The 25,432-nt window shown below is 70.0% G+C and carries 39 protein-coding genes; all 39 read right to left on the bottom strand.

What is annotated here, in order from left to right; translation table 11 throughout:
- A partial coding sequence (locus tag WG209_RS24070; RefSeq protein ID WP_337177656.1) for a hypothetical protein occupies window positions 1-562 on the bottom strand: 562 nt, incomplete at its 3' end.
- Between the two features lie 10 nt (window positions 563-572).
- Window positions 573-2,969 carry a hypothetical protein gene (locus WG209_RS24075; protein WP_337177657.1) on the bottom strand — a complete coding sequence of 799 codons (2,397 nt, stop codon included), beginning with the start codon at window positions 2,967-2,969 and terminating at the stop codon, window positions 573-575.
- Window positions 2,970-2,972: 3 nt separating this feature from the next.
- On the bottom strand, window positions 2,973-3,365 hold the full coding sequence (locus WG209_RS24080) for an HK97-gp10 family putative phage morphogenesis protein (RefSeq protein WP_337177658.1): 393 nt from the start codon (window positions 3,363-3,365) through the stop codon (window positions 2,973-2,975).
- A 1-nt stretch (window position 3,366) separates the two neighbouring features.
- Window positions 3,367-3,612 carry a hypothetical protein gene (locus WG209_RS24085; protein ID WP_337177659.1) on the bottom strand — a complete coding sequence of 82 codons (246 nt, stop codon included), beginning with the start codon at window positions 3,610-3,612 and terminating at the stop codon, window positions 3,367-3,369.
- Window positions 3,613-3,680: 68 nt separating this feature from the next.
- A complete protein-coding gene (locus WG209_RS24090) occupies window positions 3,681-4,022 on the bottom strand; it encodes a hypothetical protein (protein WP_337177660.1) in 342 nt (113 codons plus the stop codon).
- Window positions 4,023-4,073: 51 nt separating this feature from the next.
- Window positions 4,074-4,508, bottom strand: coding sequence for a phage tail tube protein (locus tag WG209_RS24095; protein ID WP_337177661.1), 435 nt, complete (start codon window positions 4,506-4,508; stop codon window positions 4,074-4,076).
- Between the two features lie 18 nt (window positions 4,509-4,526).
- Window positions 4,527-5,015 (bottom strand): DUF3168 domain-containing protein, encoded by a 489-nt coding sequence (locus WG209_RS24100; RefSeq protein WP_337177662.1) that lies wholly within the window; start codon window positions 5,013-5,015, stop codon window positions 4,527-4,529.
- Window positions 5,016-5,017: 2 nt separating this feature from the next.
- Entirely contained in the window at window positions 5,018-5,353 is a 336-nt protein-coding gene (locus WG209_RS24105; RefSeq protein WP_337177663.1) for a phage head closure protein, read from the bottom strand.
- Window positions 5,350-5,958: a head-tail connector protein gene (locus WG209_RS24110; RefSeq protein ID WP_337177664.1), complete on the bottom strand. Its 609-nt coding sequence runs from the start codon at window positions 5,956-5,958 to the stop codon at window positions 5,350-5,352. Before WG209_RS24110 ends, WG209_RS24105 begins: the two co-directional genes overlap by 4 nt.
- Window positions 5,959-5,961: 3 nt before the next feature.
- Window positions 5,962-6,240: a hypothetical protein gene (locus WG209_RS24115; protein WP_337177665.1), complete on the bottom strand. Its 279-nt coding sequence runs from the start codon at window positions 6,238-6,240 to the stop codon at window positions 5,962-5,964.
- An 81-nt stretch (window positions 6,241-6,321) separates the two neighbouring features.
- A complete protein-coding gene (locus WG209_RS24120) occupies window positions 6,322-6,798 on the bottom strand; it encodes a hypothetical protein (protein ID WP_337177666.1) in 477 nt (158 codons plus the stop codon).
- 72 nt (window positions 6,799-6,870) lie between these two features.
- Window positions 6,871-8,256, bottom strand: coding sequence for a phage major capsid protein (locus WG209_RS24125; RefSeq protein ID WP_337177667.1), 1,386 nt, complete (start codon window positions 8,254-8,256; stop codon window positions 6,871-6,873).
- A 32-nt stretch (window positions 8,257-8,288) separates the two neighbouring features.
- Window positions 8,289-8,936 (bottom strand): HK97 family phage prohead protease, encoded by a 648-nt coding sequence (locus WG209_RS24130; RefSeq protein ID WP_337177668.1) that lies wholly within the window; start codon window positions 8,934-8,936, stop codon window positions 8,289-8,291.
- 7 nt (window positions 8,937-8,943) lie between these two features.
- The gene (locus tag WG209_RS24135) at window positions 8,944-9,189 is read right to left on the bottom strand and encodes a hypothetical protein (protein WP_337177669.1); all 246 of its coding nucleotides are present in this window, start codon (window positions 9,187-9,189) and stop codon (window positions 8,944-8,946) included.
- Window positions 9,186-10,487, bottom strand: coding sequence for a phage portal protein (locus WG209_RS24140; protein ID WP_337177670.1), 1,302 nt, complete (start codon window positions 10,485-10,487; stop codon window positions 9,186-9,188). Before WG209_RS24140 ends, WG209_RS24135 begins: the two co-directional genes overlap by 4 nt.
- A complete protein-coding gene (locus tag WG209_RS24145; RefSeq protein WP_337177671.1) occupies window positions 10,484-12,223 on the bottom strand; it encodes a terminase large subunit in 1,740 nt (579 codons plus the stop codon). Before WG209_RS24145 ends, WG209_RS24140 begins: the two co-directional genes overlap by 4 nt.
- Window positions 12,220-12,705, bottom strand: a complete 486-nt coding sequence (locus WG209_RS24150) for a P27 family phage terminase small subunit (RefSeq protein WP_337177672.1) — start codon at window positions 12,703-12,705, stop codon at window positions 12,220-12,222. The genes WG209_RS24145 and WG209_RS24150 overlap by 4 nt, the downstream gene beginning before the upstream one ends.
- A complete protein-coding gene (locus WG209_RS24155; RefSeq protein ID WP_337177673.1) occupies window positions 12,680-13,036 on the bottom strand; it encodes an HNH endonuclease signature motif containing protein in 357 nt (118 codons plus the stop codon). The genes WG209_RS24150 and WG209_RS24155 overlap by 26 nt, the downstream gene beginning before the upstream one ends.
- On the bottom strand, window positions 13,033-13,233 hold the full coding sequence (locus tag WG209_RS24160; RefSeq protein WP_337177674.1) for a hypothetical protein: 201 nt from the start codon (window positions 13,231-13,233) through the stop codon (window positions 13,033-13,035). Before WG209_RS24160 ends, WG209_RS24155 begins: the two co-directional genes overlap by 4 nt.
- Before the next feature lie 123 nt (window positions 13,234-13,356).
- Window positions 13,357-13,494: a hypothetical protein gene (locus tag WG209_RS24165; protein WP_337177675.1), complete on the bottom strand. Its 138-nt coding sequence runs from the start codon at window positions 13,492-13,494 to the stop codon at window positions 13,357-13,359.
- Between the two features lie 87 nt (window positions 13,495-13,581).
- Complete coding sequence (locus WG209_RS24170; protein WP_337177676.1) at window positions 13,582-14,070, bottom strand: hypothetical protein; 489 nt, start codon at window positions 14,068-14,070, stop codon at window positions 13,582-13,584.
- A complete protein-coding gene (locus tag WG209_RS24175) occupies window positions 14,039-14,278 on the bottom strand; it encodes a hypothetical protein (protein WP_337177677.1) in 240 nt (79 codons plus the stop codon). The genes WG209_RS24170 and WG209_RS24175 overlap by 32 nt, the downstream gene beginning before the upstream one ends.
- 696 nt (window positions 14,279-14,974) lie before the next feature.
- Entirely contained in the window at window positions 14,975-16,123 is a 1,149-nt protein-coding gene (locus tag WG209_RS24180; RefSeq protein ID WP_337177678.1) for a CHC2 zinc finger domain-containing protein, read from the bottom strand.
- A 4-nt stretch (window positions 16,124-16,127) separates the two neighbouring features.
- Window positions 16,128-17,822, bottom strand: coding sequence for a DUF3987 domain-containing protein (locus WG209_RS24185; protein WP_337177679.1), 1,695 nt, complete (start codon window positions 17,820-17,822; stop codon window positions 16,128-16,130).
- Between the two features lie 190 nt (window positions 17,823-18,012).
- Entirely contained in the window at window positions 18,013-18,219 is a 207-nt protein-coding gene (locus WG209_RS24190; RefSeq protein ID WP_337177680.1) for a hypothetical protein, read from the bottom strand.
- Between the two features lie 67 nt (window positions 18,220-18,286).
- Window positions 18,287-18,571 carry a helix-turn-helix domain-containing protein gene (locus WG209_RS24195; RefSeq protein ID WP_337177681.1) on the bottom strand — a complete coding sequence of 95 codons (285 nt, stop codon included), beginning with the start codon at window positions 18,569-18,571 and terminating at the stop codon, window positions 18,287-18,289.
- A gap of 172 nt (window positions 18,572-18,743) precedes the next feature.
- Window positions 18,744-20,255, bottom strand: a complete 1,512-nt coding sequence (locus WG209_RS24200) for a hypothetical protein (protein WP_337177682.1) — start codon at window positions 20,253-20,255, stop codon at window positions 18,744-18,746.
- 152 nt (window positions 20,256-20,407) lie between these two features.
- Window positions 20,408-20,749, bottom strand: coding sequence for a hypothetical protein (locus tag WG209_RS24205; RefSeq protein WP_337177683.1), 342 nt, complete (start codon window positions 20,747-20,749; stop codon window positions 20,408-20,410).
- A gap of 56 nt (window positions 20,750-20,805) precedes the next feature.
- Window positions 20,806-21,477, bottom strand: a complete 672-nt coding sequence (locus WG209_RS24210; RefSeq protein ID WP_337177684.1) for a J domain-containing protein — start codon at window positions 21,475-21,477, stop codon at window positions 20,806-20,808.
- 93 nt (window positions 21,478-21,570) lie between these two features.
- The gene (locus tag WG209_RS24215; protein ID WP_337177685.1) at window positions 21,571-21,954 is read right to left on the bottom strand and encodes a hypothetical protein; all 384 of its coding nucleotides are present in this window, start codon (window positions 21,952-21,954) and stop codon (window positions 21,571-21,573) included.
- A complete protein-coding gene (locus WG209_RS24220; RefSeq protein ID WP_337177686.1) occupies window positions 21,951-22,343 on the bottom strand; it encodes a hypothetical protein in 393 nt (130 codons plus the stop codon). The genes WG209_RS24215 and WG209_RS24220 overlap by 4 nt, the downstream gene beginning before the upstream one ends.
- Window positions 22,336-22,581 carry a helix-turn-helix domain-containing protein gene (locus tag WG209_RS24225; RefSeq protein WP_337177687.1) on the bottom strand — a complete coding sequence of 82 codons (246 nt, stop codon included), beginning with the start codon at window positions 22,579-22,581 and terminating at the stop codon, window positions 22,336-22,338. The genes WG209_RS24220 and WG209_RS24225 overlap by 8 nt, the downstream gene beginning before the upstream one ends.
- Before the next feature lie 284 nt (window positions 22,582-22,865).
- Window positions 22,866-23,210 (bottom strand): hypothetical protein, encoded by a 345-nt coding sequence (locus WG209_RS24230; RefSeq protein WP_337177688.1) that lies wholly within the window; start codon window positions 23,208-23,210, stop codon window positions 22,866-22,868.
- Window positions 23,203-23,484 (bottom strand): hypothetical protein, encoded by a 282-nt coding sequence (locus WG209_RS24235; RefSeq protein ID WP_337177689.1) that lies wholly within the window; start codon window positions 23,482-23,484, stop codon window positions 23,203-23,205. The genes WG209_RS24230 and WG209_RS24235 overlap by 8 nt, the downstream gene beginning before the upstream one ends.
- A 13-nt stretch (window positions 23,485-23,497) precedes the next feature.
- Window positions 23,498-23,959, bottom strand: a complete 462-nt coding sequence (locus WG209_RS24240; RefSeq protein ID WP_337177690.1) for a hypothetical protein — start codon at window positions 23,957-23,959, stop codon at window positions 23,498-23,500.
- Window positions 23,952-24,296 (bottom strand): hypothetical protein, encoded by a 345-nt coding sequence (locus tag WG209_RS24245; RefSeq protein ID WP_337177691.1) that lies wholly within the window; start codon window positions 24,294-24,296, stop codon window positions 23,952-23,954. The genes WG209_RS24240 and WG209_RS24245 overlap by 8 nt, the downstream gene beginning before the upstream one ends.
- 102 nt (window positions 24,297-24,398) lie before the next feature.
- Entirely contained in the window at window positions 24,399-24,617 is a 219-nt protein-coding gene (locus WG209_RS24250) for a hypothetical protein (protein WP_337177692.1), read from the bottom strand.
- Between the two features lie 90 nt (window positions 24,618-24,707).
- Complete coding sequence (locus WG209_RS24255; RefSeq protein ID WP_337177693.1) at window positions 24,708-25,106, bottom strand: hypothetical protein; 399 nt, start codon at window positions 25,104-25,106, stop codon at window positions 24,708-24,710.
- Window positions 25,042-25,374, bottom strand: coding sequence for a hypothetical protein (locus tag WG209_RS24260; RefSeq protein ID WP_337177694.1), 333 nt, complete (start codon window positions 25,372-25,374; stop codon window positions 25,042-25,044). Before WG209_RS24260 ends, WG209_RS24255 begins: the two co-directional genes overlap by 65 nt.
- Between the last annotated feature and the right edge of the window lie 58 nt (window positions 25,375-25,432).

Below are 25,432 nucleotides of genomic sequence, written 5' to 3' on the forward strand. Positions count from 1 at the left end.
TCCACGGGACGGAGTTGATGCGGCCCTTGTAGACGTCGAGCCACGCCTCGTCGAACTCGCGGGCCAGCCGGGAGACGACGGCGATCGGCGTGGACAGGGGAATCACCACGCCGGACTCGTAGGGCTCGCCGGCCGCGTTAAGGATCGGCTGGCCGGCCTTGTCGTGGGTGACGGCGAACTCCTCGGCCTCCGTGGCCCATCGCAGCTTCGGCGGCGCGGCGAACGGATCGCGGTTGCCGTGCTCGTCCACCGGCCCCCGATCGTCCTTCGACGGGTCGGCGGGGGTGAACTTAGCGGTCAGGTGCGCGCCCGCGCCGTCGCCGTCCACCGAGTCGATGGAGATGCTTTCGAGGAACAGCCTGGGATTCGTCGCCGTGGGCGTCCCCGTCAGCGGGAAGCGGTAGGTAGCCCCGACCGGCAGGCCCAACGACCGCAACATGGCCTCCGGGTCGGTCCCCGGCGTGCACTGAATGTAGACCGACACGGCCAGATTGAAGCCGCCGTCCAGGCTCCACCCGCCGGACAGCCCGTCTATCTTCTGGGTGATCTTGGTGACTGGCACGGTCGGTCCCTCAAAAGATCAGTTCGCCCGCGTCGGTCCCGACCTTGCCCAGCAGTTGGCCGAGCTTGCCGTCGACGAGCTTGAGCACGTCCACCGACGCCCTGGCGGCGACGGCGGTCTGCTTGGTGTTCGCCTCGGTCTTCTCCGCCGCCTTGCCGCCCCCGCCGTGGCGGGTCCGCAGGACGGTCTCGCGCGCCTCCTTCGACCCGAAGGCCATCGCCGACGCGAACGAGTCCCGCTTCGAAGCCTTCGGGTCCTTCGCGGTGTCGTAGAGGTCTTTCGGGGCGGCGGCGTTGAACGCCAGGGGCTTCGCCATCTCCGCCCGCGCGGCGGCGATCTTCGCCACGGCGGCGTCGTAGGCGGAGTTGACCTTCGCGAGGGCCCCCTGCGCGCCGTCGGTCAGGGTCGAATAGGCGTCGGCGATCCCGCCGTTGACCGCCTCGGCGAACGCCCCGCCCTGCCACTCACGCTGCCACGCCTCGCCGAACTTCTCGGCCTGGACCCGCGCCAGCCCGCCGATCTTGTCCGACATGCGGGCGAGGTATTCCCCGCTCCCGGTGCTGGCCATCCCGATGGACTCGAGGAGCCAGTCGAAGGCCCCGACCAGCTTGCCGATCCACGAGACCATCAGGCCCACGCCCTTGAGGAACCCGGTCGTCAGGAGGTTCCACGCCAGGCCCAGCCCCTGGACGGTGTTGCCGATCAGGGCCAACGCGGTGTTCCAGAGCATGGTGGGGGCCCCGGCCATCTCGAAGAAGTCGAACACGGACTTCCCCCAGCCCAGCAGCCCGCCGCCGGCCCCGGTGACGAAGCCGGAGACGGCCTCCGTCAGCCACGTCCAGAACTCCACGGCGGCCGACGACAGCGGGCCCCACGAGTCGGTCAGGACCAGCAGCCAGGCGTTGATGCTCTCCAGCGCCCGGCCCACGATCGGGGCGAGGGTCGACCCCACGGCGTCCGTGAGCGAGCGGACCCGCCCCCAGAACTCGGCCATCTGCGCGGCCGGGCCGGTCGCCTCGCGCGACAGCGCCCCCATGTCGTCGGCCAGCCCCTGGGTGATGAGCGCCATCCGGGCCTGCACCTTCTGGGCGGCCGTCAATTCGCTCCCCACCGCCGCGATGCCGGCCTGGTAGGCGTAAGCCTTCACCGTGTTCTCGTCGATGAGGATGCCCCACTCCTTCAGGGGCTCCGCCTCGCCGCTGAGGCCGCTGCGGATCTTCTGGAGGGCCGTCTCGAGGTCGACGTCGCGGAAGGCCCGGGAGTCGGCCGCCAGTTTCGCGAGGTTGGTCCCCAGCCTGGCGGCGTCGTCTTGCGCGTAGCCCATGCCCTTGAGCATCGAGCCGATGGCGGTGGAGCCGTCGAGGAACTCCCGCTCCATCACGCCGAAGGCGGCGGACATCTTGCGGGACTCCTCCAGCATCCCGTCGGCGTGGTCGCCGAAGGTCTGGCGGACCTTGTTGTAGGTCTCCTCCAGCCGCGCGGCCGACGAGGCGGCCTTCACGCCCAGGGCGACGGTCACGACGCCGACCACGGCCGCGACCTTGCCGATCGCCAGGGCGGCGGAGGTCGCCGTGGAGACCACGGACCAGAGCCCCTTCGTCAGCGCGGACGCCCCCGCGACGGCGGCGTTCCAGCCGATCTTCGCCACCCCGACGCCGACCTGGAGCAACCCGTGGGCGGCGCCGATCGCGCCGGAGCCCATCGCCTTGAGCCCCCCGGCGAGCTCCATCACGCCGCCGACGGCGCGTCCGGCGTGGAACAGGGCCGACGCCGCCTCGACGGTGCGGACGGCCGACCCCTTCGCCGCCGCCGCCCACGCCCAGAGGGACTTGGCGGCGCGGCCGACGTTGACGGGGATGGTCGCAATGGCCCATCCGGCCTCGACGGCGCCGGCGCCCATCGAGGTCAGCCCGGCCGTCACGCGGCCGACGCCCGCGACGACGTCCCAGCTCACCTTGCCGGCGACGACGGCGAGCTTGGCGACGAACGTCGCGACGTCGACCTTCAGCAGGCTCCACCGCAGGCGGAGGCTCGAGGCCCGCATGGCGTCGAGCGCCGACGACGACCGGGCGACCCGGTCCCGCAGCTCGTCGGCCTTGGCCGCGTTGAAGGTGAAGGCCAGCCGGAGCCGGGAGAACCCGTTGCCCAGCCGGCCGACGGCGCGGTATGCGTCCCCGGCGGAGATCGCGAGGCGGGCCATCTCCGTCCCCTTGCCCACCGCCCCCAGCGCGCGGTCGAGGACCCGCAGGGGCGCCGCCCTCTTGGCGATGCTCCCGAAGGCGCGGTCCACCTGCGGGCCGATCGCGTTGGACCAGGTCTCGGCCAGCCTGTACGACTTCGCCAGCTCGCGCGCGAGGCCGGTCGAATCGCCGCCGATCGGGACCATCAGCCGGGACAGTACCGCCACGGATCAGCCTCCCTTGCGATTCAGCGCCCGCCTCGCGCGCGCGGCCACCCGGCGGAGGATGGTCCGGCGGCCGGCGTCGGCGGCGGGCGTCAGGAACGGCCGCGCCGGCATCTTCGAAGTGCCGAACTCGGCGTAGGCGGGGTGATAGTCCCCCTCGATGTCCGCCGGGTCGACGACCACCACGGCCTCGGAGCGCGAGCCCAGGCGGGGCGGATGCTCCACCTTGATCGCGTCCCTCAGCTCCCCGCTGTCGACGGGGGCCCGCGTCCTGGCGTCGGCGGCGATCGCCTCGGCCCCGTCGACCACCCCGGCGTCGACCGCGACGGCCACGCCGCGAGAGACGGCCTTGCACCGCCGCTTGAGCTGGGACAGCCCTCGAACCCTCGGCTTCGCCATCTCAGAGCCCCATGGCCCGGTCGAAGTCCTCGACGGTCATCGAACGCCGCTTCGGCTTGCGCCGGCGGCGGCGGCCGGGCTTCACGACCTCGACCTTCGGCAGGAACGTTTCGAGCGGCACTTCCTTGCCGCCCAGCTGCTCGGCCACGACCTGGCAGACCCGCGCCATCGCCCACCACGGGTCGAAGCGTGGCACGGCCCGGTAGTACGCCCGGAAGGCGTCCCACTCCCACGGCTCCATCCTCATGACGGCGGCCAGGGGGAGCCCCTGGTCGATCGCCAGTTCGAACGGGAACCGCGAGCTGGGACGCCGCTTCAGTTTCCCTCGAGGTCCGCGAGGTCGTCGGCGCTCATCGCGTTGACTTCCAGGTGAGCGTTCACGATGGGCTCCAGCGCGGAGACCGGCAGCTTCGCCAGGTCTTCCACGTCGGAGGAGCCGAACAGCCGCTTACCGTTCTCGTCCACGGCGACGGCCGCGACGATCTCCGCGCGGGCGTTGCGGCCCTTGCGGCGCTGGATGCGGTTCTCCAGCGCGTCCCGCTCCCCGGCGCTGAGCCGCCGCACGTAGCAGCAGCCGCCCAGGATCGGCACTTCGACCTTCTCGGGCTTCAGGGACCCGGCGTCGAAGTTCAGGAACGAATCTCGGGTCAGGGCCATGCGTGATGCTCCTCGGATGCGTCGATGGATCGCGGCGGGGGGGGGCCGGCGTCAGTCTCCCGTCTCGACGGACGGGACCGGCTTCCCAGACAACTGGATGGTGACGGTGGCGGGGAGGGCGTCCTGGTTCTCGCCGCCGCCGCTGTCGAACCCGGTCACGAAGCCCGGGAACGTGCGGAGCTGGGCGGGGCTGTTCTGGCCGAACCGGACGCGGAAGTTGAGCACCTCCGGGGCGTCGACCTGGTCCTCCAGGTGCTTGTGCTCGACGTCGGCGGGGTCGTAGTTCAGCTCCAGCGTGATCGTGCCGGGGTCGGGTAGGCCCGGCCGGCGGCGGAGGGTGGTCGCGTCGAGGTCGGAGAACTCGACCACCGGCACGGAGCGGTCGCCGTGCTGGATCGAGCGGACCTGGGTCACCTGGACGAAGGTGACGCCGGTCCCGAGCTTGTCCACGAAGAATTGCGTGTCCTTGGATACGTGCTCGGCCACGGCTTGGACCTCCAACGGTCAGGGAAGGCGGTAGATGAACGAGAAGTCGCTGGCGATCTGGTAGATCGAGGCGTCCCGGCCGCCTCGCGAGGGCTCGGGGAGGTCGACGTCCTGGAGCCACGCGGCCGACTCGACCCAGACCCGCCCCACCTGGCCCTTGAACCCGTCGAGGGCGGCGCGGACGGCGGCGGCGAGGGCCTCGGCCCGCACGGAGCCGTCGGCCCACGCGGAGACCCGGACGCGGGCCTCGTCGGTGCCGGTCGCGCCGTCGAGGTCGGACCAGGCCTGGGAGCTGGGGACGGTGTAGGTGATCCGGGGCGTCGCGTCCCTCTGCTTGGAGGCCGCGAAGCGGATGCGCTCGCCCACGAGTTCGAAGACGGCCGGGGCGTCGCGGAGCATCGCGCGGACGGCGGCGCGGAGAGTCTCCGGCCCGGCCTCGATCTCGATGCTCGCGCCCGGCGGCGCGCCCAGCGCGACCGGGATACCCAGCGGGCGGATGCCGACCAAGTTCAAGCCTCCTCCGTCGCCGTGATGGTCAGCTCCGCCCGCCGCTCCTCCCAATCCACGATGGACTCGATCTGCATCGCGCGATCGGGCTCCAGCTTGAATCGGAGGCGGCCGTCGATCGTGAAGCCGGGGCGCCAGCGGCAGACGATCTCGTGGGAGCGGGAGCCGGCGGCCTGCCCCGCCTGGATGGATTCGGAGCCCTTGACCGGCCGCACCCGCGCCCAGAATTCGAAGCGGGCGGTCCACGGTTCGACGGGGTCTCCGTGCTCGTCGTAGAGCCCGGTCGGCGTGGGCTCCTCATAGACGAGCCGGGTCCGCATCTGGCCGGGGTCGATCACGGGTAGCCCCCCCAGCGGAGCGAGTCGGCCAGGGCGTCCACCCGCTTCGGCAGCTCGGAGAACTGCCCCTGCGCCGTCATCTCGCGGCGGCCGTACCACTCGGCCACGAGGATGCAGATGATGAGCTTGGCGTCGGCCGGCACGTCCTCGGGGCCGCCGTACCCGGCGACGTAGCGGACGGACAGCGACTCGCCCGACGGCCACGCGACGCCGGACGGGCGGAACAGCCTGCCCGGCGCGCCGAGGTCGGATCGATACAGCGCGGGATCGATGGCCTGGGCGACGCCGGAGCGGTCCAGGTAGCCGACGGAGACGATCTCCGTCACGTCGGCGCGCGGGAGCCGCCACGAGCCGTCGCTCACGCCCCCCGCCCCGCTCGTCCGCCAGCGATCGCCGATCGGGCCGACGTAGGTGGTCTCCAGCGTCTGGGTGACGAGGGCCCGGTCGACCATCGCCTCCAGCTTCGACGTGGCCGCGCGGATGAGCATGTCGAGGTGCTGGTCGGTCCCGTCGTCCGTCAGGTCGGTCGGGATGCGGGCGTGGCGCTTCGCCTCCTCGATCGAGACCGGGAGCGACGCGGGCGGGGCGACGACGACGGTGCGCACGGGTCAGGCCTCGGGGGCGAAGGGTTCGGTCGGCGTCTCGACGACGGGCTTGGCGGGGGCCGGGGCGACGGCCTTCCGGGCCCGAGAGGGGGCGTCGGAGGCGGCGTTGCGGACGGCGGGGGCGACGGGCCTGGCGGTGCCGGCCTCGACGAGGGCCTTGGCCCCCTCGTCGGGGATGTCGACCTCGATGGGGACGAAGACGTCGGCGCCCTTGACGGTCCTCGTGGGCACCGTGTACAGCCTGTCGCCGACGTAGGCGGTCTTAAGCAACTGGACTCGCATGGATCGGCCTCCGGTGGTCTCGCGGGATGGATGGCCGCCCGGCTCGCGATCGGGCCGGGCGCGATGGGCCGCGCGGGGCCGTCACTTCGCGTCGGACGGCTTCGCCGGGGCGGCCGGCGGAGCCTTGGGCGACGCGGGCTTGGCCGGCCCTTCCTTGTAGTCGACGGCCTTCTCCTGCCCCGGCTCGGGCTGGCCGGCGCTGGGGGCCGGGCGGGGCGGGTTGGTGCGGACCTCGCCCGTGGCCTCCGGCGGGGGCGGCGGGGACTCCGGCGCGGGGATCAGGCGCGGGTCGACGGGATGGACGCCGTCGGAAGGCGGGATGTACTGGCCGTGGACGGTCTTGACCTCGGCGATCCCGTCGCCGGCGCGCTGGATCTCCGCCGCGACGGCGGCGTCGACCTCGAACTCGTCGCCCGGCTGATAGTTGTGCGAGCCCACCAGGCGGGGCCTGAGCATCTTCACCCTGACCAGGTTGTCGGTGCGGTCGCCCGCGACGGCGGGCGCGACGAACTCCACGGGACGACCGGCCGCGTCCTCGCCCTTGATGATCTCTGACATCGTTCGACCCCTTGCGATGAACGGTGCGGGAAGAGTCCCCCGGGGCGGTCCCGGGGGGCGGAGGACGCCGACTCAGACCGTGGTGAGGTCGGAGATGAAGCAGAACGCCTCGGGGTAGCGGAGGTTGATGTCGCAGTCCTGGAACGCGGTGATCCGGATGCCGCCCGACAGGTCGAGCGAGTACGGGTTGACCACGACGTCGATGCCGCTGAAGAGGGCGAAGATCAGCTCGGACCAGTTGCCGAAGATCAGGGCGCTGAGGTTGGTCCCGGACCCCTTGGTCAGGTTGTTCGGGAGGTTCGTGGTGGTCTCGGCCCGGTAGGCCGCGATCGGGAAGTTCGGGTTGTCGGCATCCCAGAGGTACTTGGGCTGGCCGGTCTCGCGGGGGGTGCCGCCCATCCAGGCGAGCGTCGTGGGGTTGATCAGCCAGCCCCGCTTGTCGGCGGGGGCGTTGGCCCCCTCGACCTTGCCGACGACCTGGTTGAGCACCTTCCACGTCAGCGGGCCGCCGTTGGTCCCCATGGCGATGCTGTTGACCGTGCCGCCGCGCTGGAGGATGCCCAGCGGCTGCGCCCCGGTGCCCGACCCGTTGATCGCCGCGATGTCGAGTTGCTGCGCGATGGCGTCGGTCAGGTCGTCCTCGACCATCTCCTGGACGTCGAAGTTGGAGGACGACGAGATCAGGAGCTTGCGGGTGATCTCGGTGGACGCGCCGACGGTCTTCGGCGTCCACGCCACGTTGCCGACGGCCGCCTGGCCGGGCGTCAGGCTGGACCCCTCGGCGATCCACGCGGCGGTCGGGGCCGAGGTCTTCTTGGGCATCGTGAACGGCCCGTCGAGGCCGGTCAGCACCTTGGCGCCGAGGCGGGCCAGCGGGAGCTTGGGGCGCAGCAGGTCGATCAGCGTCCCCATGACGGACGTCTGGATGGTGCCCGCCCAGGTGGTCGTGTCGGCGGCCCGCTTGCGGGCGAGCGGCGCGTCCCAGGGGAGCAGGAAGCCCCGCGCGCCGGTGGGCTTGATCGCCCGCAGTTCCTGGTGGGTCTCGCCCTCCAGGCCGTCGGCGACGTAGTACGGGTCGCGGGCGATCATCGTGGCGTGGTACATGCCGCGCACCAGCGAATACTCGTGGCGGCCGTTGCGGGTGTTGTTCGGGTCGCTGTGCGGCATCGGGCGGCCGTCGAAGGTGTTCACGATCGAACGGTCCATCGAGCGGCCGGGGCCGCGCCGCTGCGCCCGGGCCTGCTCCAGGCGGGCCCGCGACTCGGCGACGGACCGCGCGCGCTCGTCGGCCTCGTCGGCCAGGCGCTCGTTCTCGGCGACGTCGCTCATGGCGGCGGCGAGGGCCTCGTTGTCCTCGGCGGACGGCGGCCCCTCCCCCGACTCCATGCGGGTCAGGATCTCTTCGGTCCGGGCCTGGGCTTCCGCGGCCCGCTCGCGATACTGGATGGCGGTCGGCATGTTTGCCTCTCTCAGGGTCAGGGAACGGGCCGTCAGGCCTCCGCGGTCCGACGGATCAACGCTGCCAGCTCGGCCCGCTTCTGGGCCACGAAAGCCTTTCGGAGGATGCGGGCCGCGCCGTCGGACCGGAGCCCGATCGACGTGTCCCGGTAGGCGGGGAAGGTGACGACGGAGACGTCCAGCAGGCGGCCGACGTCGAAGACCTCGATCTCGACGAGCGTCATCCCGGGGGACTCGCGGACGGTCGTCTTCTCGGCCGAGTCGTCGAGGGGCAGGAACGCGAAGGACATCTGGTTCATGTCCTCGCGGCCCACGAGGGTCGCCAGGTCGCGCCCGAGCGTGGTGTCGGGGGGCTGGATGTCGACCGCCAGGCCGTCGTCGTCCTCCCAGACCTTGAGGGTGCCGGAAGTCGAGCGGCCGATGACCTGGTTGGGGTCGTGGTTGATCAGCGCCCGGACGTCGAGGTCGGGGCGGGCCAGCGCGTTCCGGAAGGCCCCCCGTCGGAGGATCTCGCGGACCTCGTAGCCGGGGACGCTGTAGAGCGTCGTCCACGACTCGTAGCGGGCGGCGTAGCCCTTGAGGCTCGGCGGCGGTTCGCCGGGCGTGTACCGATTCGCCGCCCGGAGCCAGGCGTGGTGATCCGCCCGCATCCGCGCTTCGGTGCTGGTCAGGATGCTCATGACGGGATTACTCGAAGGATCTGGCGACGATGTGATATTCGCCCCGGACGAACGCCAGGGCGACCCGAGCCCCGGCCGGCACGGGGGGCTCGTGGTCGTGGACCACCTCGACCTCTTCGCCGGTCGCGACCCAGCGCCCCGCCACGTTCCGCAGCAGGACCGCGCGGCCCGATCTCGACGGATCGCCGAACGTCCCGCCCGTCGCGGCGGCGGTCATCCTCGCCCTCGCGACCCCATGGCCGGGGGCGCTCATGACTTGGTCCTCCTCGACCTGGCTGGCTTCTTCGGGGCCGGCTCGGGCTCGGGCTCCGGTTCGGGCTCCTCGGCGCCAGGCCCGCTCGGGAGCATGTTGAGCGGCTGGAGGTACTGGTCGCCGGCCGGGTCCTTGCGGCGGTCCCAGCCTTCCTCGGCCCGGATCTCGTTGGGGTTGGCGACGCCGTTCTTGATGAAGCTGTCCCAGAGCCGGGCGCGGGTGGCCGCGTCGGCGCGGAGGAAGGCGTCGAAGTCGTGGCGGAAGGCGTAGCCCGCCTCCTGCTCCTTCTCGGTGAGCAGCCGCAGGTTCAAGGACTCCTCGAAGGCCCTGGCCCAGGGGAACAACGTCGTCTGGACGTAGCTCCGGAAGGTCGCCTCGACGGTGCTGTAGTGCATCTCCGAGTAGTCGCCGACGCGGTCGGGCGGCACGCCGAAGATGCGGCAAGCTTCCAGGAGCTGGAACTGCCGCGACTCGGCGAACTGCGCCGCGTTGGGGTCGACGGTGGCCTTGACGACGTCGACGCCGATGGGGAGGACGCCCCACTTGCCGGCGCGCGACGGCCCGCCGTGCATCGACTGGAAGGCCTCGACCAGCTCGGCGCGGGCCTCCTTCTTCCAGTCGCCCGTCAGCTTGAGCCACCCGCCCGCGAACGCCCCGTTGGCCATGAACGACGAGCCGAAGCGGACCATCGCCAGGCTGAGGCCGATGGTCTCGGCGTGGAGGTAGAGCGGCGAGTAGCCGCTGATCCCGTCGAAGCCCAGGCCGGCGACGTGGAGCATGGAGTCGCGGCCGACCGCGCGGCTCCCGACCCGGTAAGCGAGCCCGTCCGGGCTGGGGTCCACCCGCACCGCCGAGGGGTCCAGGAGGCTGAGGTAGGTGCGATTCGAGTCGACGGACGGGATGATCTCGGCGTAGCCGTTGCCCCACCCCAGGACGTGGCCCATGAGGGCCTGGCGGAACCTCATCGGCGTCCGGTCGCCGTAGTCGGGCGAGCGCCGGAAGAGGTAGTAGCAGCGATGCCGCTTCGCCGGCTTCTTCTCGCCGGTCTCGGGGTCGATCTTCAGCAGCTCGAGCGGCATGCCGGCGAGGTCGCCGGCGATCGCGTCGATGCAGCGCCGGATGGCCGGGAGCCCCATCATCGCCCTGGGATTGACGGCGACCCCGCCCGACTGGCCGGGGAAGCCGCCCATGCCCTGGCGGCGGAGCGACCAGTCGATAGCGTCGACGGCGCCCTCGGCCCTCTCCTCGACGAGCGAGGCGGGGGCGGCGAGCGACTTGCGGGGGAGCATCCGACTCATGCGTAGAACCACTCGATTTTCCCGGACTCGATGGGTCCGGGCTTCCGGGCCTCTTCGCCGCCGTCGCCGTCATAGCCGATCAGGTCCATCAGCCCCGCGAGTGCCTCGGCCAGCGCGACCATCCCGTCGATCCGGCCGCCGCTCCGGCCCTTGTCGAGCTGGCGATTCTCGTTGGCGGACGTCTTGAGGATGGCCGCGTTCGACGCGCAGTAATTCAGGAGGGGGTGGTCGCCGTGGGCGAGGACCCGGCGGGCCAGCATGTTCTCGATCGTCTTCAGGGGCCGGGTGAACTCGAGCGGCCGCTGGTTGAACCACTGGAAGTCGACGCCGGCCGCGACGCACGCCTCGCCGACATCCTCGGCGTGGTAGTGGTCGCTGTAGACTCGGCGGAGCCTGCCGTTGAGCCTCTCGGCGTCGGCGATGATGAAGTCGCGGATGACGCTCTCTTTGATGACCTCGCCGGGGATCAGGAACACCACCGACGAGCCGTTGTGGGTCATCTCGGCGTAGTCGAGGTACGGGAGGCCTTCCTCCTGCTGCCGCTGGATCGCGGTGGCCTCGGGAATCCAGAACCACGCGCGGACGTCGACGCCGCTCTCCGGGTTGCCGGCGACCCGCACGTAGGCGGTCAGGTCCCCGCCGGCGCTCATGTCGAGCCCGGCCGCCCAGATGTCGCCGCTCTCCTCGATCTCGTCGTCGGTCCGGGCGCCGGGGATCGGCTCCGCCCGTTCGAGCGGCCGGCATCCCGGCTGTTCGTTCCAGACCCCCATGTCGAGCCAGAGATTCGAGCCCTTCACCCACATGTTGAGCTGGCGACGCTTGAAGTCCGCCAACGCCGACGGCCCGTCCCGCTTGGCCTTCTCGATCTCCGCCGCGAAGTCGTCCTCCGAGAAGATCGCCCCCATCGCCGGGTTCGCCATCCGCCAGACGCGACGGTCGTTGATGTCGGGGTTCTTCTCGCGCGGCCCGTGGACCACGCCGAGGAACCGGGGGTCGATCCGGCTGCCGTTCTCGACCGCCAGGGCGCGGCAGTGCTGGACCCAGCAGGGATGCTCGGGCCTCGGCTCGCCGGCCGTCGTGATGCTCAGGATGAGCGGCTGGAGCCTCGCCTTGCCGGCCCCCTGGAAGACGTCCCAGAGCTTGCGGTTCGGCTGGGCGTGCAGCTCGTCGAAGATGGTGCAGCTCGATTCGACGCCGTCCTTGCTCCCCGACTCGGCCGAGTTGGCGAAGATGTTGCCGTTCCTGTCCGGGTAGCGGACCTGATTCGTGCCCGGCCGCAGCTCCAGGATGTCGAGCATCTCGGGGTTCTGCCGCACCATCTGGCTGACGGTGTCGTAGACCGGCTTGGTCTGGAAGCGCGCCGCCGCGTTGATGTAGATTTCCGGCGCGTTCTCCCCGTCGGCGATCAGGTGATAGAGCCCCAGCGCCGCGATCGTGGGCGACTTCGCGTTCTTCTTGCCGACCTCCCAATAGGCCTCGCGGACGCGTCTCAGGCCGGTGTCGGGGTGGACCCAGCCGTAGAGCCTCCAAATGAAGTCCTGCTGATAGCCGAACAGCCGCATGGGCTGGCCCGCCCAGCGGCCCTTGTAGAGCTTACAGTTGTCCTCGATGAAGCCCTGGACGTAGAGGGCCTTCTCCTTGCTCCAGACGTACCCCAGCCGGACGGCCTCGTCGTCGGACTTCGTCCGCATCGGGTCGAAGCGGTCCGGGTCCAACCTGGCGAGCGGGTCGTTCACTTGATGTAGCGGGCGAGTTTTGTCGGCGTGGGGGTGGTCGCGGCGGCGGAGGCCTTCGTCTTGGACTTCGCGACCCGGCTCCGGTCGACCGGGGTGATCCCCAGCCGCGACGCCAGCATCCCGAGGTTCCGCTCGACGGCGTTCAGCGTCCCGATGGCGGGGTGGGTCTTCACCGCGCCGGTCTCGATGTTCGTGACGAAGAGTTCGGGCAGGTTGCGGATCTCGCCCCGAAGGCGCTCGGCCAACGCGACGGTTGTGCAGTAGGCCCCGAGCGTTCCGGCCTCGGCCGGGTCGAAAGGCCGCGCCTCGACGAGCCGATCCCATTCGGCGGACGCCACCAGATCGGCCTCGACGGAGGCCGGCTTCAGCGGCCCGTGGGCGGGCTCGATCGCGCCGGCGATCGCCGGTGGAGGAGCTGGAGACGCCAGGCCGGCGGGGCCCGACGAACCGGCCGGTCTAGGGTTGTGGGCCTTGGCTCCCATGTCGCTGTCGCCTGTTGCTCTCTCGTCCGTGGCACTGCTTGCACAGCGCCTCGAGGTTGGCCTGGTCGAACGCCAGCTCGGGGGCGTCGGCCACGTCGGTCTTGTGGTGGACGTCGACCGCCGGCACGTACTCGCCGAACATCAGGCAACGCTCGCAGAGCGGGTTGGTCCGCAGCTTCAGGTTCTTCGCGCCGAGTCGCCGCCCGCTACCCCGCCAGTCGCGACGGTCGTAGAGGCGGGGCTGTCTCGGGCCGGACTCCTGCGGGAGCGGCTTCGGCTTGTAGGTCCGCTCCGGCGGCGGGCCGGATCGGCGGGTCGGGGGGCGGCTCACGGCCGCGCGAGCCTCTCGCGGAACGCCAGGACCGCCACGGCGGCCAGTTCCCCGGCGCGGGCGGCGCTCGCGTCGCTATCCAGCGCGACGATGCCGGCCACGGCCCCGGCGACGGCGGCCTCGGCGGCGTGTTGGGCGGCCTTCCGGCCCTCCAGGGCCTCGGTGTGCATCCGGTCCAAATGCTGGACGTAGTTCATCGGGTCGCCTCGCCTGGGTCCGTCAGCGGCGTCGCCGTTGTTCCTTCCATCGCCACCAGCAGCCGATGACGCGTCCCGCCCACGCCGCCGCGTAGGCCAGGAGGGCCCATTTCTCGGCGGGCGTCACGAGGGCTTCAGGGGACGGCGTGGCCGCGTCGGCACCGGCGTGTCGATCACGCGGTCGGCCGGCCCGGCGGCGACGATCAAGAGCCCGATGGAAGCCGCCACCATCCCGACCATCACCGCCAAGGCTTCGAACACTTCGCGCCCCCCGCCCTGGTGGAAGAAACCCCCGGCGGAGAGGGCTCCGCGCGTCCGGATGGACATTTGGCACCGCCGGGGGTTGTCTCAAGCGGCCTCTCCCGTCATCGCGGCCCGCTTGCGGGCGCGGCGTCGGGCCATCTTGCCGCTGGTCTTCCGCCCGCCGTCGCTCCGGTCCTCGGCCCTCGTCGGCTCGGGATCGTCCTCGATCGGCTGGGCGGGCTCTCGCTTGGGATCGGTGCGGGGGTCGCGGACCAGCCGCTTGTCGTAGTCGCGGCCGTACTTCGCGCACTCCTCGCAGTAGATGACCGAACCCATCAGGATCGGCCCGTTGTGCGGGCAGGCCCTCGGCGTCTCGGCCGGGGCTCCCATCTCGCCGTGCCGCCGGTGCTCGCGCGGGGCGGGCTCCCAGGGTCGACGGAGGACGGAGTCGCGGGCGCCGGGGGCTCGCTTCGGCTCGACCAGCCTGACCGGCCGAAGGTCCGCCCGCGAGTAAGGCCGCGCCCCGTAGATCGGGACGGCGTGCGGGTCGTCGTTGCGGTGGTCAGAGGGAATCCAGTCCGCCCAATGACGCATATCGCTCCCTGGCCTCCGCCGGCATGCCCTTCAGGCGGTTGTGGACCGTGCCCACCGAACAGCCGAAGTATCGGGCGATGAGACGATACGGGACCTTGCGGCGGGCCATCGTCAGCATGTGGATGTCCCGCGCCCGGTCGATCGCCATCTCGTCGACCCCGATCGGCTCCGCCACCTCGACCACTCGCTCGTACTTGTCCACGAACATGCTCGCCTACCTTTAAGGGGGGTCCGTTCAAGAAATCGGGGCGGCGCGTCGCAAATCCTCTGGCTGTATGGTCATAAAAAAAGTAACGGCGTTCAACATGGGCTAGAGCGAGTGCGCTTTCATGATTCGAGGCCTCGGAGACGGTCCTGCGGCGGCGATCCAGGGGGGGGGCATGCGGCCGCATCCGGGCAGGAATCAAGTTTTTTGACGCTCGTTTTCCGCGCGAGGGGGGCCGGGGAGGTCGTCAGGCTTGCTTCCCCAACATTCCTCCGCCCCCTACCCTTGCTCCCTCGTGGGTTACGACAAACGCGGGTTTTCCGTAGGTTTATCGTAGCGGCCTTACGTGTTACTCGGGTGTCGCAAAGCCTTGAGTTCCAACAGGAAGCGGCTTGCGGCGGGGAGTTTCCCGTAATTCTCGTAACCTCGCCTAGGAACCGGAATAAGGAATCACGGCTGAAGAGGCATAATGTGTGAATGATATTATATATTCCATCCTTGTCCCGTCTCTTACGCCCACCGTTCGTCATTCCCGCTCGCCAGGGTGGCTTACGAAAATTACGAGAAACTCGGCACGCCGTGTCGCTTCTCCTTGAATGGAAACGTCTTGCGTCGATTGAGTTTGCCGTGACCCGCATACGAGAAACCTACGGGAAACGCGGGTTTGTCGTAACGACCGCCGGGTTCGGTCCCGAGCCTTCACGCGACCCTCGAGGACGCGGCCACGGCGGCCGAGTCCATGGCGTCGAGCACGTGATCAGGCAACAGGCCGGGGCCCCACCGTTGCGGCTCCAGGTCTTCCCACTTCGCCTTGAAGCCAAGCAGCGGCAGCCAGTGATACCGGATGCGATTGCGGCCGGTGGCGTGGAGGTCGGTCCAATCCTTCTCGCCGCCGAAGGGTCGGACCCGTTCCGCCCGCGCCGGCCAGCCGTCGGCGAACTTATCCCCCGCCTGGTCCGCGTCGACGGCGATGAACCAGGGCGTCGCGGGCAACAGCGACCTGAGGAGCCCAGGCGTCAAGGCCGTGGAGGCGCTCCCCACGGTGACGACGGCCGCCATGTCGCCGACCTCCTGGTTCAGCAGCACAGCGTCAAACTCGCCTTCGCAGACGATCAGGGGCAGCCCCGGCCGGATGGCGTCCAGCGACGGGAAGGCGACCGGGCGGTCCCTGAAGACCTCGGCGTATTTCATCCTCGCCCCAGGCCCCTGGCGTATCTTGACCATCGCCAGGCGGCCCTTGTCGAACCAGGGGATAGTGACGCCCGAAGGCCGGTAGACCTTGCCGTCCCGAGTCGGCACCGCGACCGGCGGCGTCCAGCCGAGCCTCGCGGCGCGGATCGAGTCGTCGTGGAGCCCGCGCGGGCCTCGGAGGTATTCCAGGGCTTCTCGCCCCGCGTCGGTCCAGAGCCGCGCGGCGGCCTCGTCCACCAGTCGCGTGGCGTCCGTTCCCGGCAGCCCCGACGGCTGGGGGGGCTGCGGTGGCGGCTGCGAAGGCCTCGGCCTGGGCGGCGTGAATCCGCCGTCGGGGAGGAGCACGCCCGCGATCTCCGCCGCGCGCCGCGCTGAATGCGGGAAGGTCAGGTGCTCCAGCTTGCCCACCAGGTCGGCCGCATCGCCTTGCTCTCCACAGCCCCAGCACTTCCAGTTGCGCCGGCCCGGCTGCACCGTGAACGAGGGCGTCCGCTCGGCATGGATCGGGCACAGCCACAGCAGCCGCCCCGACTCCTGGCGATGCGGCTGGCCCAGCAGGGCCTCGGCCACAACGGCCATGTCCACCTGGTCACGCAGGAGGCTCCAGTCGAATCGAGGCCGGGGGGCGACGGCCGTGAACGGATCGCGCGTTCCCATGGGCTCAGGCTCCCGTTCTCGACGTCGGGGTGGCGTTGTAGACGGCGGGGTTGACCTCGAAGGACGCCTTGGACGGACGCCCCGTCTTCGCCCCCTTCACGGGACGGATGAAGTTGAGCCGGCAGAGGCGATCGAGGGTCGGCAAGAGGTCGTCATACTCGATCCACCTGCGTTGATCCTTCACGTCGGACGCCGTGAACGTCGTGCGAGGCTTGGACCGTATCCAGGCCTTGACCGCCTGCATCGCCCGCCCTTCCGACTTCACGCTCCCCCTGGCCAACGCCGCGAAGACGCGCCGCGCGTTGCCCTTGAAGTAGCCGACCAGCTTCCAGGCGGACTCGACGTGCCTCTCGTCAACGTCCGGGACGACCATCGGGTCGGCGGCGGGGTCGGCGGCGTGCTCCAGCAGCGCCAGGACGAGCGCCAGCCTTCCGGCGTATTCCTTGAATTTGGCCCACGGCCCCACCATGGACGGCTGGAACCCCGGCGACATGACCTCGGCGACGTGGGCGTTGTGGAGGCGCTCCCAGGCCTCCTCTCCCGAACTGCTGAAGAAGGCGACGTGCGGGACGTCGCGGCCGTCCTTGAAGTTCATCGGCCGGGCGAAGAGGCGGCCGATCACGTCCTTCCACTCGGCCTCGACGTCCTCGGGGACGCCTCGCTTGGACCATCGCGACCAGGGCACGGGGTCGGGGAAACTGAACAGGAATCGGTCGACGAAACCGTCCGCCCTGCCCTTGGCGTCGACCATCTCGTCGAGCATGTCGGGCTGGGTGCCGCCCATGATCGACATCATCGGGAACGGGATGTCGATCGAGTCGTCGCTCTCCTGCAGGACCCGGTCGCGCTGGACGGCGTCGCCCGACCAAATCTTGAGGATGACCGACCGATCGTTGCCCTTGCCGCCTTTGTATTGGTTCATGCCGGCGAACAGGCCCGACAGCTCGTCGCGGACCATCACGAGGCCGCGAGGGTTGTTCGCCATCCGGACGATCAGCGACTCGATCGTCGCGTCGTCGACCGCCAGCCGCCGCCGCCTCGGCTTGGGCGGCTTCGGCGTCTTCTGCTTGGGGGGAGGTCCCGTCGGATTGCAGGCCAGCTTCCACCTCTCGATCTCGGCCTTGAAATCCGCCTTCAGGGCCTCCTCGGCGTGCCGGATCGGCCCGGCCGCCTTGTTGAGGGCGGCGGTCTTGCCGTCGCCGGGCTCCCCCACGACGCACGCATAGATCGCCGACCGGGCGAAGTAGCCGTCCTTGAGCTTGAGCGAGACCGACCGGCCGATCGCGCCGGCGGCGGCCGTGAGCGCGAAGAGGCCGGGGAAGTCCACCGGACAGCCGATCGAATGGGCCGTGGTCCGGACGAACTCCGCGACCGACGCGGGATACACGTCGATCGGGAAGGGATCGACCGGCGGCAGCTCCGCGCCGAGGATCGGGCCCCAATCGTCCGCCGCGGCGTGCGCGACGGGCGCCCGAGGGTCGACGTCGGCGATGCTCCTGGTCAGCGCGGCGGCCTCCTCGTCCGACCACGAGAAGGCCATGGCCTGGTCGAAGAATGCCTGACGATCGGGGCCCGGGACGGTGTTGAGCCGCTCGGCCAACGGGCGATACCTGTCGCTGACGCCGGCCAACTCCCCGTTCAGGGTCTGCGCGGCGAGCAGCTTCGCGAGGCATGCGGCGTCGTAAGGCGTGGCGCTCAACGGTCGCCCCCCGCCCCCTGGGCGTTAAGCATCGGATACACCGCCTCGCAATGAACGCAGTAGTAGTGCTCGCGGCCACGGAAGACGCCCATGGCCAGGGCGATTCGGTCGCATCCGGGGCACAACGGCGGGGTGCGCCGCTCCCCCGACCCTTGGACGGGCCGGGGGCGGCGGGGCTTCGTGGGGATGCTCAAGCCCCCACCTCCGCCGGGACGCGGCTCTCGACGAGGACGCGGAACTCGGCGCGGCAGTCGGTCGAGTCGCACCGCCAGGTCCTCTTGCGGTTGCCGGCGGCGACGCAATGGGCCCCGTGCCCGCAGACCGGGCAGGGACGAGGCTCGGAGTTCAAGTTCAGGATGTGATCACTAGCTGACGGTTGAATCCGGGCGGGATTCATCGTAGAATCACCTCGGCGAAGTGATACGGGGGAGGCGGCCGTGGCGGGCCGGCCTCCCCTTTTCGCGTTACACCGTCGCGGACGCGAGCGGCACGTCGACGACCGAGGCGGGGCCGCGATAGGGCCTTGAGCGTCGCTCCACCCAGGCGAGCACTTCCCGGCGGGACGCGAACCAGCGATTCCCCAGCCGGTAGGCGGGGAGCGGGTCCACGGCAGCCTGCCGATGGTTGTGGAAGGTCGCGAGGCTCATCCTGAGCATCCGGGAGATGGACGCGGAAGGCTCGAGGTCGGCGGGCAGTTCCCGAAGCTCCGGGACGCTGGCCTGGACGGTCGGCGGCGGATTCGGGATCATAAGGCCGCTCCTCGCTTCGCGGTGATGGGGTCTGGGCGCCCGGGTCTCGTCCGGCCAAAGATTCGGCCCGGGTCGCCCTGCATCAGTCGTCTGCACCAATACTACGGCCTTAAACCGTGAAGTCATGGGCAGATGCGCGTGGAACATGGTACATGAACCGCTCTAAACTGGTTCATGAACCAGTCTGCCACTCCGCGAGGTAGTATCCGCGACCCGGGGCGTCCGGCTTGTTGGTCAGGCGGCCCAACTTGACGAGGTCGGCGAGTCGTTTCTTGAGCGTCGACATGGGGAACCGCTTGCCCGGTTCGGCGACCGCGTTCATGGCGGACAGCAGCTTCCCGGTGGTCAATGGGCCGTTCTCTCGGCGCAGCGCGTCGAATATTGGCGCGTCGATCGCGGCAGTCTCCGGAATGTCCTCGGCCGGCTTCGCCAGCTCGTCCATGATCTTCCGGTGCAAGGACGCGCACGGTTTGATGAGCGTCGCCCCGAAGTCGCCGTCCGGACCCATCTCGTTCAGCAGCGCCCTCAACTGCCTTCGGTTCCTGGGCGTCTCGAGGTAGGGGCCCGACAGGACCAGCGGGTTCCGGACCTGATGGTCCTTGAAGTAGGCGTCGATGAACGCGCTCAGCTCCAGGATCTTCTTGAGTTCCGGGCAGCTCGCCTCGATGCGTTCCAGACTGACCAGGGGGACGTCGCCCTTGACCGTGCGTCGCAGGCCATCCGCGACGAGGCCGAGCGCCTGCCGCACTTCCGGGGACCTCTGCAACCTCTTTCGCTGCGCGTAGGCTTCCCGGACCGGGATCACGCCCTTCAGGTGGGCGGTGAGCTCGTCGAGCATCTGCCTCAGGAGGGCCCGGTCGGCGGGGAGCGGCTTCGTGGCCGGGACGGCCGGGTCGAACGGCTCGTCGAGTCCCGGGTCGTCCAGCCCGCGCAACGCTTCTCGCGCGTCCTGGTTCAGCTCGACGATCTTCGCGATGAGTTTGTCGAACGCATCGCCCCCGGCCTGGAGCGCGGCGGCCCATTCGGACGGGTGCTGGGGCAGGTCGTCGTCGTAGAGGTATTCGCGCGACACGGCTAGGCCCTCCACCGCCCGTTTGACGAGCGGCCGCACCTGGTCTAGCTCCTCGCGTGTCGCGTTCAATGCATCGAAAGACGGATAGCGACCCATGATCTCGGGATACACCTCCGACCTCGGCCTGCCGTTGCGGATCGAATCGAGGTGTTCACAGGCGGCGTCGCACTCTTCCTGGGCGCCTGGCGTCCGCGACAACTCAAGGATCGCCAGTCGGACCGCCCGGAATCGCGTGGCCGCGTCCGCATAGCGGCCGGTCTCGTCGACGATCGCCCGCAGGGCCTCGCGGTCGCGCGGCAGCGGGGGGACGACCGAAACCTCGCCGATCGTCGCGACGAACAGGCTGATGGACCTGCGGAAGCTGTCGACGAACTTCCGAAAGAACCCAAGCTCGCGTTGCCAGGCGGCGGCGTGGACGCCCTCGGCCACATAGGCCGCGCTCGCCAGGATGCCGCCGGCCCCGGTATCGACGAGGTTCTCCAGCTGCCCGCCCGGTATGCCGCCGACGATTCGACTGTAGGCCTGCGCGAGGGCTTGCTTCGCCGCCTCGTACTCGCCCTCGGCGTCCGGGCCGGCGTCCGGCTCTGATAGACCGGCGAGGGCCGCCTCCATCGGCACCGCCGCCCTGGAGAAGCGACGCAGCGAGGCCAGCAGCCTACCCAGCTCCGGGTTGGTCATGTGATCGATTCCTTGATGTCGCGTCGAAGGTGGTATGCATGGGGCATGGACGCGCCCCGGCCGTCAGCCGGGGCGGTTCGTGGATTTCAGTTCGCGAGCGCGGGCCGACACGCCGCGATGAGTCGGCAGATGATGTCGAGCCAGAAGTCGTCCTTCCACTGGTAGGGCAGGCAGAAGGTCCGGCGATATCTCTCGGCCCTCGCCTCGACCGGGTCGGCCGCGTTGGGGCCGCCCTTGGCCTCGGCGTCCATGACCTTCAGGAGCAGGATGGTGTAATCGGCCCAATAGCCGGGCATCCTCGGCAGGCCGAGCCGTTCGACCATGTCCCGGGCCCGGTTATAGGTCTTGCCGGGGCCGCTCCAGTTCCAGGTCGAAACCCAGTAGCAGCCGAACTCGTCCTCGCTCGGCACGGGTTGTTTGCCGTCCATCGTCGAAGGTCTCCAAGGTGCCTGTCGTCTCCGGCCCGCAAGGGGCAGGCGTGCCCCTACGCGCGGCGGACCGTCTTCATGGCTTGCTCATACGCCTCGTTGATCCGGGCCATGCTGGCGACGTCGCCGCCGCGATCGGGGTGGTTCTCCCTCGCGAGCCGACGATATGCGGCCTTCACGTCCTCGGCGGTCGCGTCCCCCTTGAGTCCGAGGGTCTTCAGCGAGTCCGGCTTGACGATCAGCCAGCGCGGCATGTTGCGGGCGTAGTAGATCGCGTCGGCGGCGTCGCGCCAGGGACGGGGGATGCCGCTCGCCCCGGCGTGGTAGTCCCGCCACGCGGACCGAAGGTCCATCGCCGGGCGGTCCCTCCAGTCTCCGAACAGCTCGCCGATGGATTCTTCCCACCGGCGGAGCGCGTCCCGCACGTCCTGGCGTTCGTTGACCGCCCGAGCGATCGCCATCCAGGCCGGCATGGGGATGAAGCGACTTCCCATGTCGATGGTGAGTCGACCCGTCCGATCGTCCTTCGGGAAGACGTGGCGGTGTTCGGGGAAGAGCGCGGCGGCCGTCTCGACGTCTCGCCGGTGGTCGTCGACCGCGCCCGGGTATGAGTGCGTCCCGAGGTCGAGCAGCTCCCTGAAGTGGAACCGGACCCTCTTCCGGTATGCCTCGGCAAGCCCGAGACGGATGGTCCCGGCGTCCCTGTCGTGTCGCCTCGTCACGAACATCGCGAGCCCTCGCCTGGACCTGGGATGCCTGTCAGCCGAACGCCTGGGAGACGTCGAACCCGAGCCGGGCCGTCGCGCTCGCTCGCCTCGCCATCATTCCACCTCCCCAACGAGCCAGCCGAAGATGAGATCCGCGCGACGCCTGCCGACCGCCTCGAAGATCGGGAGGTCGGGATAGAGCATGTCGGCCTGGAGGACGTCGAGCGCCCTCGCCCGGACCGCGTCGGCGATGGACTCGGGGCTCCTCGACGGGTCGTAGTTGTCGGCCTCGCGATGCTGGACGATCTTGCCGTCGCGATGTAGCTCGACGTACAGCTCGACGCCGACCCAGCGGCCGGGGTGCCCTGGCTCAACCTTGGCCAGCGCGATGACGTCCGTACAGGCCCCGTCGCGGCCCTCCCCTCTCCACCAATCGGAGCGCAGGGCCTCGTCGACGGCCTTCTGGATGTCCGCGATCCGGGATGGCGCGCCGGTCACTCCGCACCCCCAACCGCCAGGGCGTTCTCGAGCTTCACCAGGGCCGAATCGAGTTCGAGCACGTCGGCAGCCTGGCGCAGGATGGTGGACTCCCACGCCCTCAGCGAGGCTTCGAGCCTGGTAGCCCTGGCGAGTTGCCCGGGGTCGCCGGTGGTCGCGTCCTCGACGAGGGCCTCCGCCTTCAGCTCGCGGGTGCCGGCTTCGAGTTGTCGGTGGTCGTCGGCCATCCTGGCGACGAAAGCTCGCCCCTCCGCCACCAGGCCGCGAGTCTTGAAGGCGTATTCGGCCGCCATCGCCCTGTAGTCGTCGCCCCCCACTCCCGACCGCACCCCGTCCGTCATGCTGTCGAGGATGGTCGAGAGTTGACGATGGGTGATCTCTTCAGCCACGGGCCACCTCCCCGCCGGCCCCGATGGACGCGGCCTTCCGCCCCGCCCGCGCCGCGTCGCCGAAGGAGAGCATCGACTTCACGGCGGGCCGTTCCGCCCACGCCAGGACCTCGTCGCGGTCGAACGCCAGGACTCCGGCGCGGCCCTCCCGACGATGGGGCAAGCCCTCGTAACGGCAATACAGCCTGATCGAACCGACCGACCGGTTCAGCAACTCCGCGACCTCCCGAATCAGCATCGATGTGTCCTCCTTGGTGCCGATCGCGTCGACCGCCGCCGCAATGGACGAATGTCGAGCGGGTGTCGATCCAAGTATAGCACGAGATTGATCGATGAAAACCCCACTTCGCGTCGTAACCCTAGTATGGTGATCGTAGTTGCGCGTACAGGCGCGCAGTATCAACGCCCGATCAGCATGGCGACGCGGCGGCGACCAAGCCTTCGTCGACTGTGGTCGCTCGCGGGGGAAATTGGTCCGATTGCGAGAAATCTTGCATGGTTTCCACCCACCCTTTCGCGGGGTCACGCGATCGGCGTGACCTCGTCCGGCTCGACGACGTGGATTTGCAGCCCCTCGTCGCACTCGTCGTCGCCGTCCGCGACGACCAGCGTCCCGTCGATAACCAGGGCGGCGGCCCCGCTCAGGTTGGACCAGGCCCCGCCGTCGCGGGCCGCCAGGACGACCCGGTGCAGCAGGTCATCGGCCAGCGAGAGGCGACGCCAGGCCGCGTCCCTCTCCTGCTTGGAAGGCGACGGGCCCAGCTCCTCCGCCGCGTCCAGGACCGACCGCCGGTAGTCGAGCGCCGCGCGGGCCAGTGACTCCAAGGGCGTCCGACCGGCGGCCTTGGCCTTCGTCGGCTTAGGCATCGATCGCCCCCTTTCGCGCGGCCGGCGTCAGGGCCATCACGGCCTTGAGCTGGGCCGGCGTCAACATGGCCTCCAGGGCGGCCGGCTTGCTGCCCGCGACGACGACGTAGACCGCGTGGCCCGTGTCGAAGTCCAGGTCGAACTCGACGCCGCCGCCCCGGCCGGGGCCGTCTTCGTTGAGGCCGCAGTCGAACTGATCGAGCAGCCAGAAGCGGAACGCCTTGAGGAAGCTCCGGCAGTCCCGGGGCCTGCGATACTTCGCGATCACCTGCATCGTCCCCTCCTCCTCAGTAGGCCCCGGGATCGCGGCCGATGGCCAGCATCAGGCCGGCCTCGCCGTAGCCGATGGTGAACGCGCCGGTGCCGTTTCCCCCCACCCGCAGCTCCAGCCACGACGTCCTGGGAAGCGTCTCCAGGAACGCCAGGAGCTTGTCCCGGAACTCGCGGGCGTCGGCCGTCCACGACGGGTCCTCGGCCTCGTCGACCCCGATGCAGTCGATCGGGTCGGGGATCTTCTCCAGCCGGGTCTCCTCGTCGAAGTGCCCTTCGACCAGCGACACGGCCAGCATGCTCCCGTCGTCCAGGGCCATGCTCGACCAGGCGCGCTCGCGGGCCCGGAATTTCTTCAGCTCGCTAGAGGGGAGCACCTTCACGCGGACCCCCAGGCGGCCGCACTCGGGCATGGGGACGCCCGCCCTCGTCTGGAACGTCAGGACGTGGTCCAGCTCGCGGATTTCGGCCTTAGCCATTGGCCACCGCCTTACCGGCGCGGGCCGCCGTCGTCCGGATGAGCGCCACGGCTTCGCGAGCCGTCACCACGCGCCGCCTGGTGCCCGCGTCGCGGACCAGGTCCAGCAATTCGATCTCGTCGTCGGACAGCACGTTGACCTGCGCGTCGCCGTCGGTGACGGAGATCGTGGCCGCCCCGCAGGCGTCGAGGGAGAACCTATGGTGCGGATGCTTCTCCTCGGTCAGCGTGTTGTCGCCCACGATTTCCAACCTCAGGTCGACCAGCAGGAACGCCCGGATGGCGTCCACCAGTTCATCGAAGTCGCTCGGCCTCGTGTAATAGGCGATGGCGCCCATGTCTCGAACCCTCCTGATACTCCACCCTGATGAGATCCCGCGAGGCGGACCCCGGGCGCAGCCCGCGCCGCGAGCGGCCCGCCTCGGACGTGGGGAGTTGTCTCAGACGCTCGCGGCCCTGGGGCTCGCCAGCAGGACCACGCCGGGCGTGGCCGGGTCGCCGTAGACGTCCCAGGCGCGATAGGGCGGGTGGTTCGCGAGGAGGGAGGGCAGGTTCTCCGTCCTGGACGCCACCAGCTCCCGCCCGATCAGGTCGTCGGGGGGAGGCATCGGGGCGGGATTCCGAGAATAGTTGGCGGCGACGGCCGAATTGCGTACCATGATCGGTAGATTCTCCAGGGTGCGAAGCTCGGGGGGATCAACCGGGCCGGTCGGATCTGAACCATCCGATCGGCCCTTCGCATTTCACGGTCAGTTCAGGCGATCGCGGATGTCGACCGACTTGCGTCCCGTCGACCGCATGGCGGCGGCCAGTTCTTCCACGGTCTCCTTGAGGCCGTTGTAAGTGGCCAGCGATTCGCCGATCACGACCCGCTGATAAGCGGGCATCGGCGGGGGCTCGCCGTACTCCGCGTGGTACGCCGTCAGGCGATCCATCAGGCGCGCCATCTCGGCCTCGATCTCCAGGCCCAACTCGGCGGCGGCTTTCATCGTCGCCTCATCGTCCCCGCCGGCGGCGATCCGCTTGATCAGCCCGTTGGCCCCGTCGACGAGCCGAACGGCCGCCTGGCGGTCCTTGTGGTTGTCAAAGGTGATCGTTTGCCGGTCGCTGGTGAAGACCACGATGTTTTCGTCGGGGGCGGTGCTCATGGCGCAGGTCTCCGGGATTCGTCAGCCCGTCCAGGGCCTTGAGAAGGCGGTCCGTCGTGGATTCGCTGGCGAGGGACATCCTCCCCGCCTCGTCCTTCAGCTTGTCGAGGAGCCGCAGGTTCCAGACGGCCCGCGCCTGGTCCTTCGCGGCGGCCAGCGAGCGGAAGCCGCCGACGCCGGCGGGCGGGGACGCCCCCTCGAAGGCAAGGTAGTACATGCCCCCCGCCTCCTCGACCACAACGTCGCCGATCGTCGCCGCGCTCGACATCGATTCGCCTCCTGGGTTGAAGCCGGCGGGGGCCGGGCCGCCCGACCGCCCTCCGAAA

The sequence above is a fragment of the Paludisphaera sp. genome (genome assembly GCF_037189885.1).
Lineage (GTDB): Bacteria > Planctomycetota > Planctomycetia > Isosphaerales > Isosphaeraceae > Paludisphaera.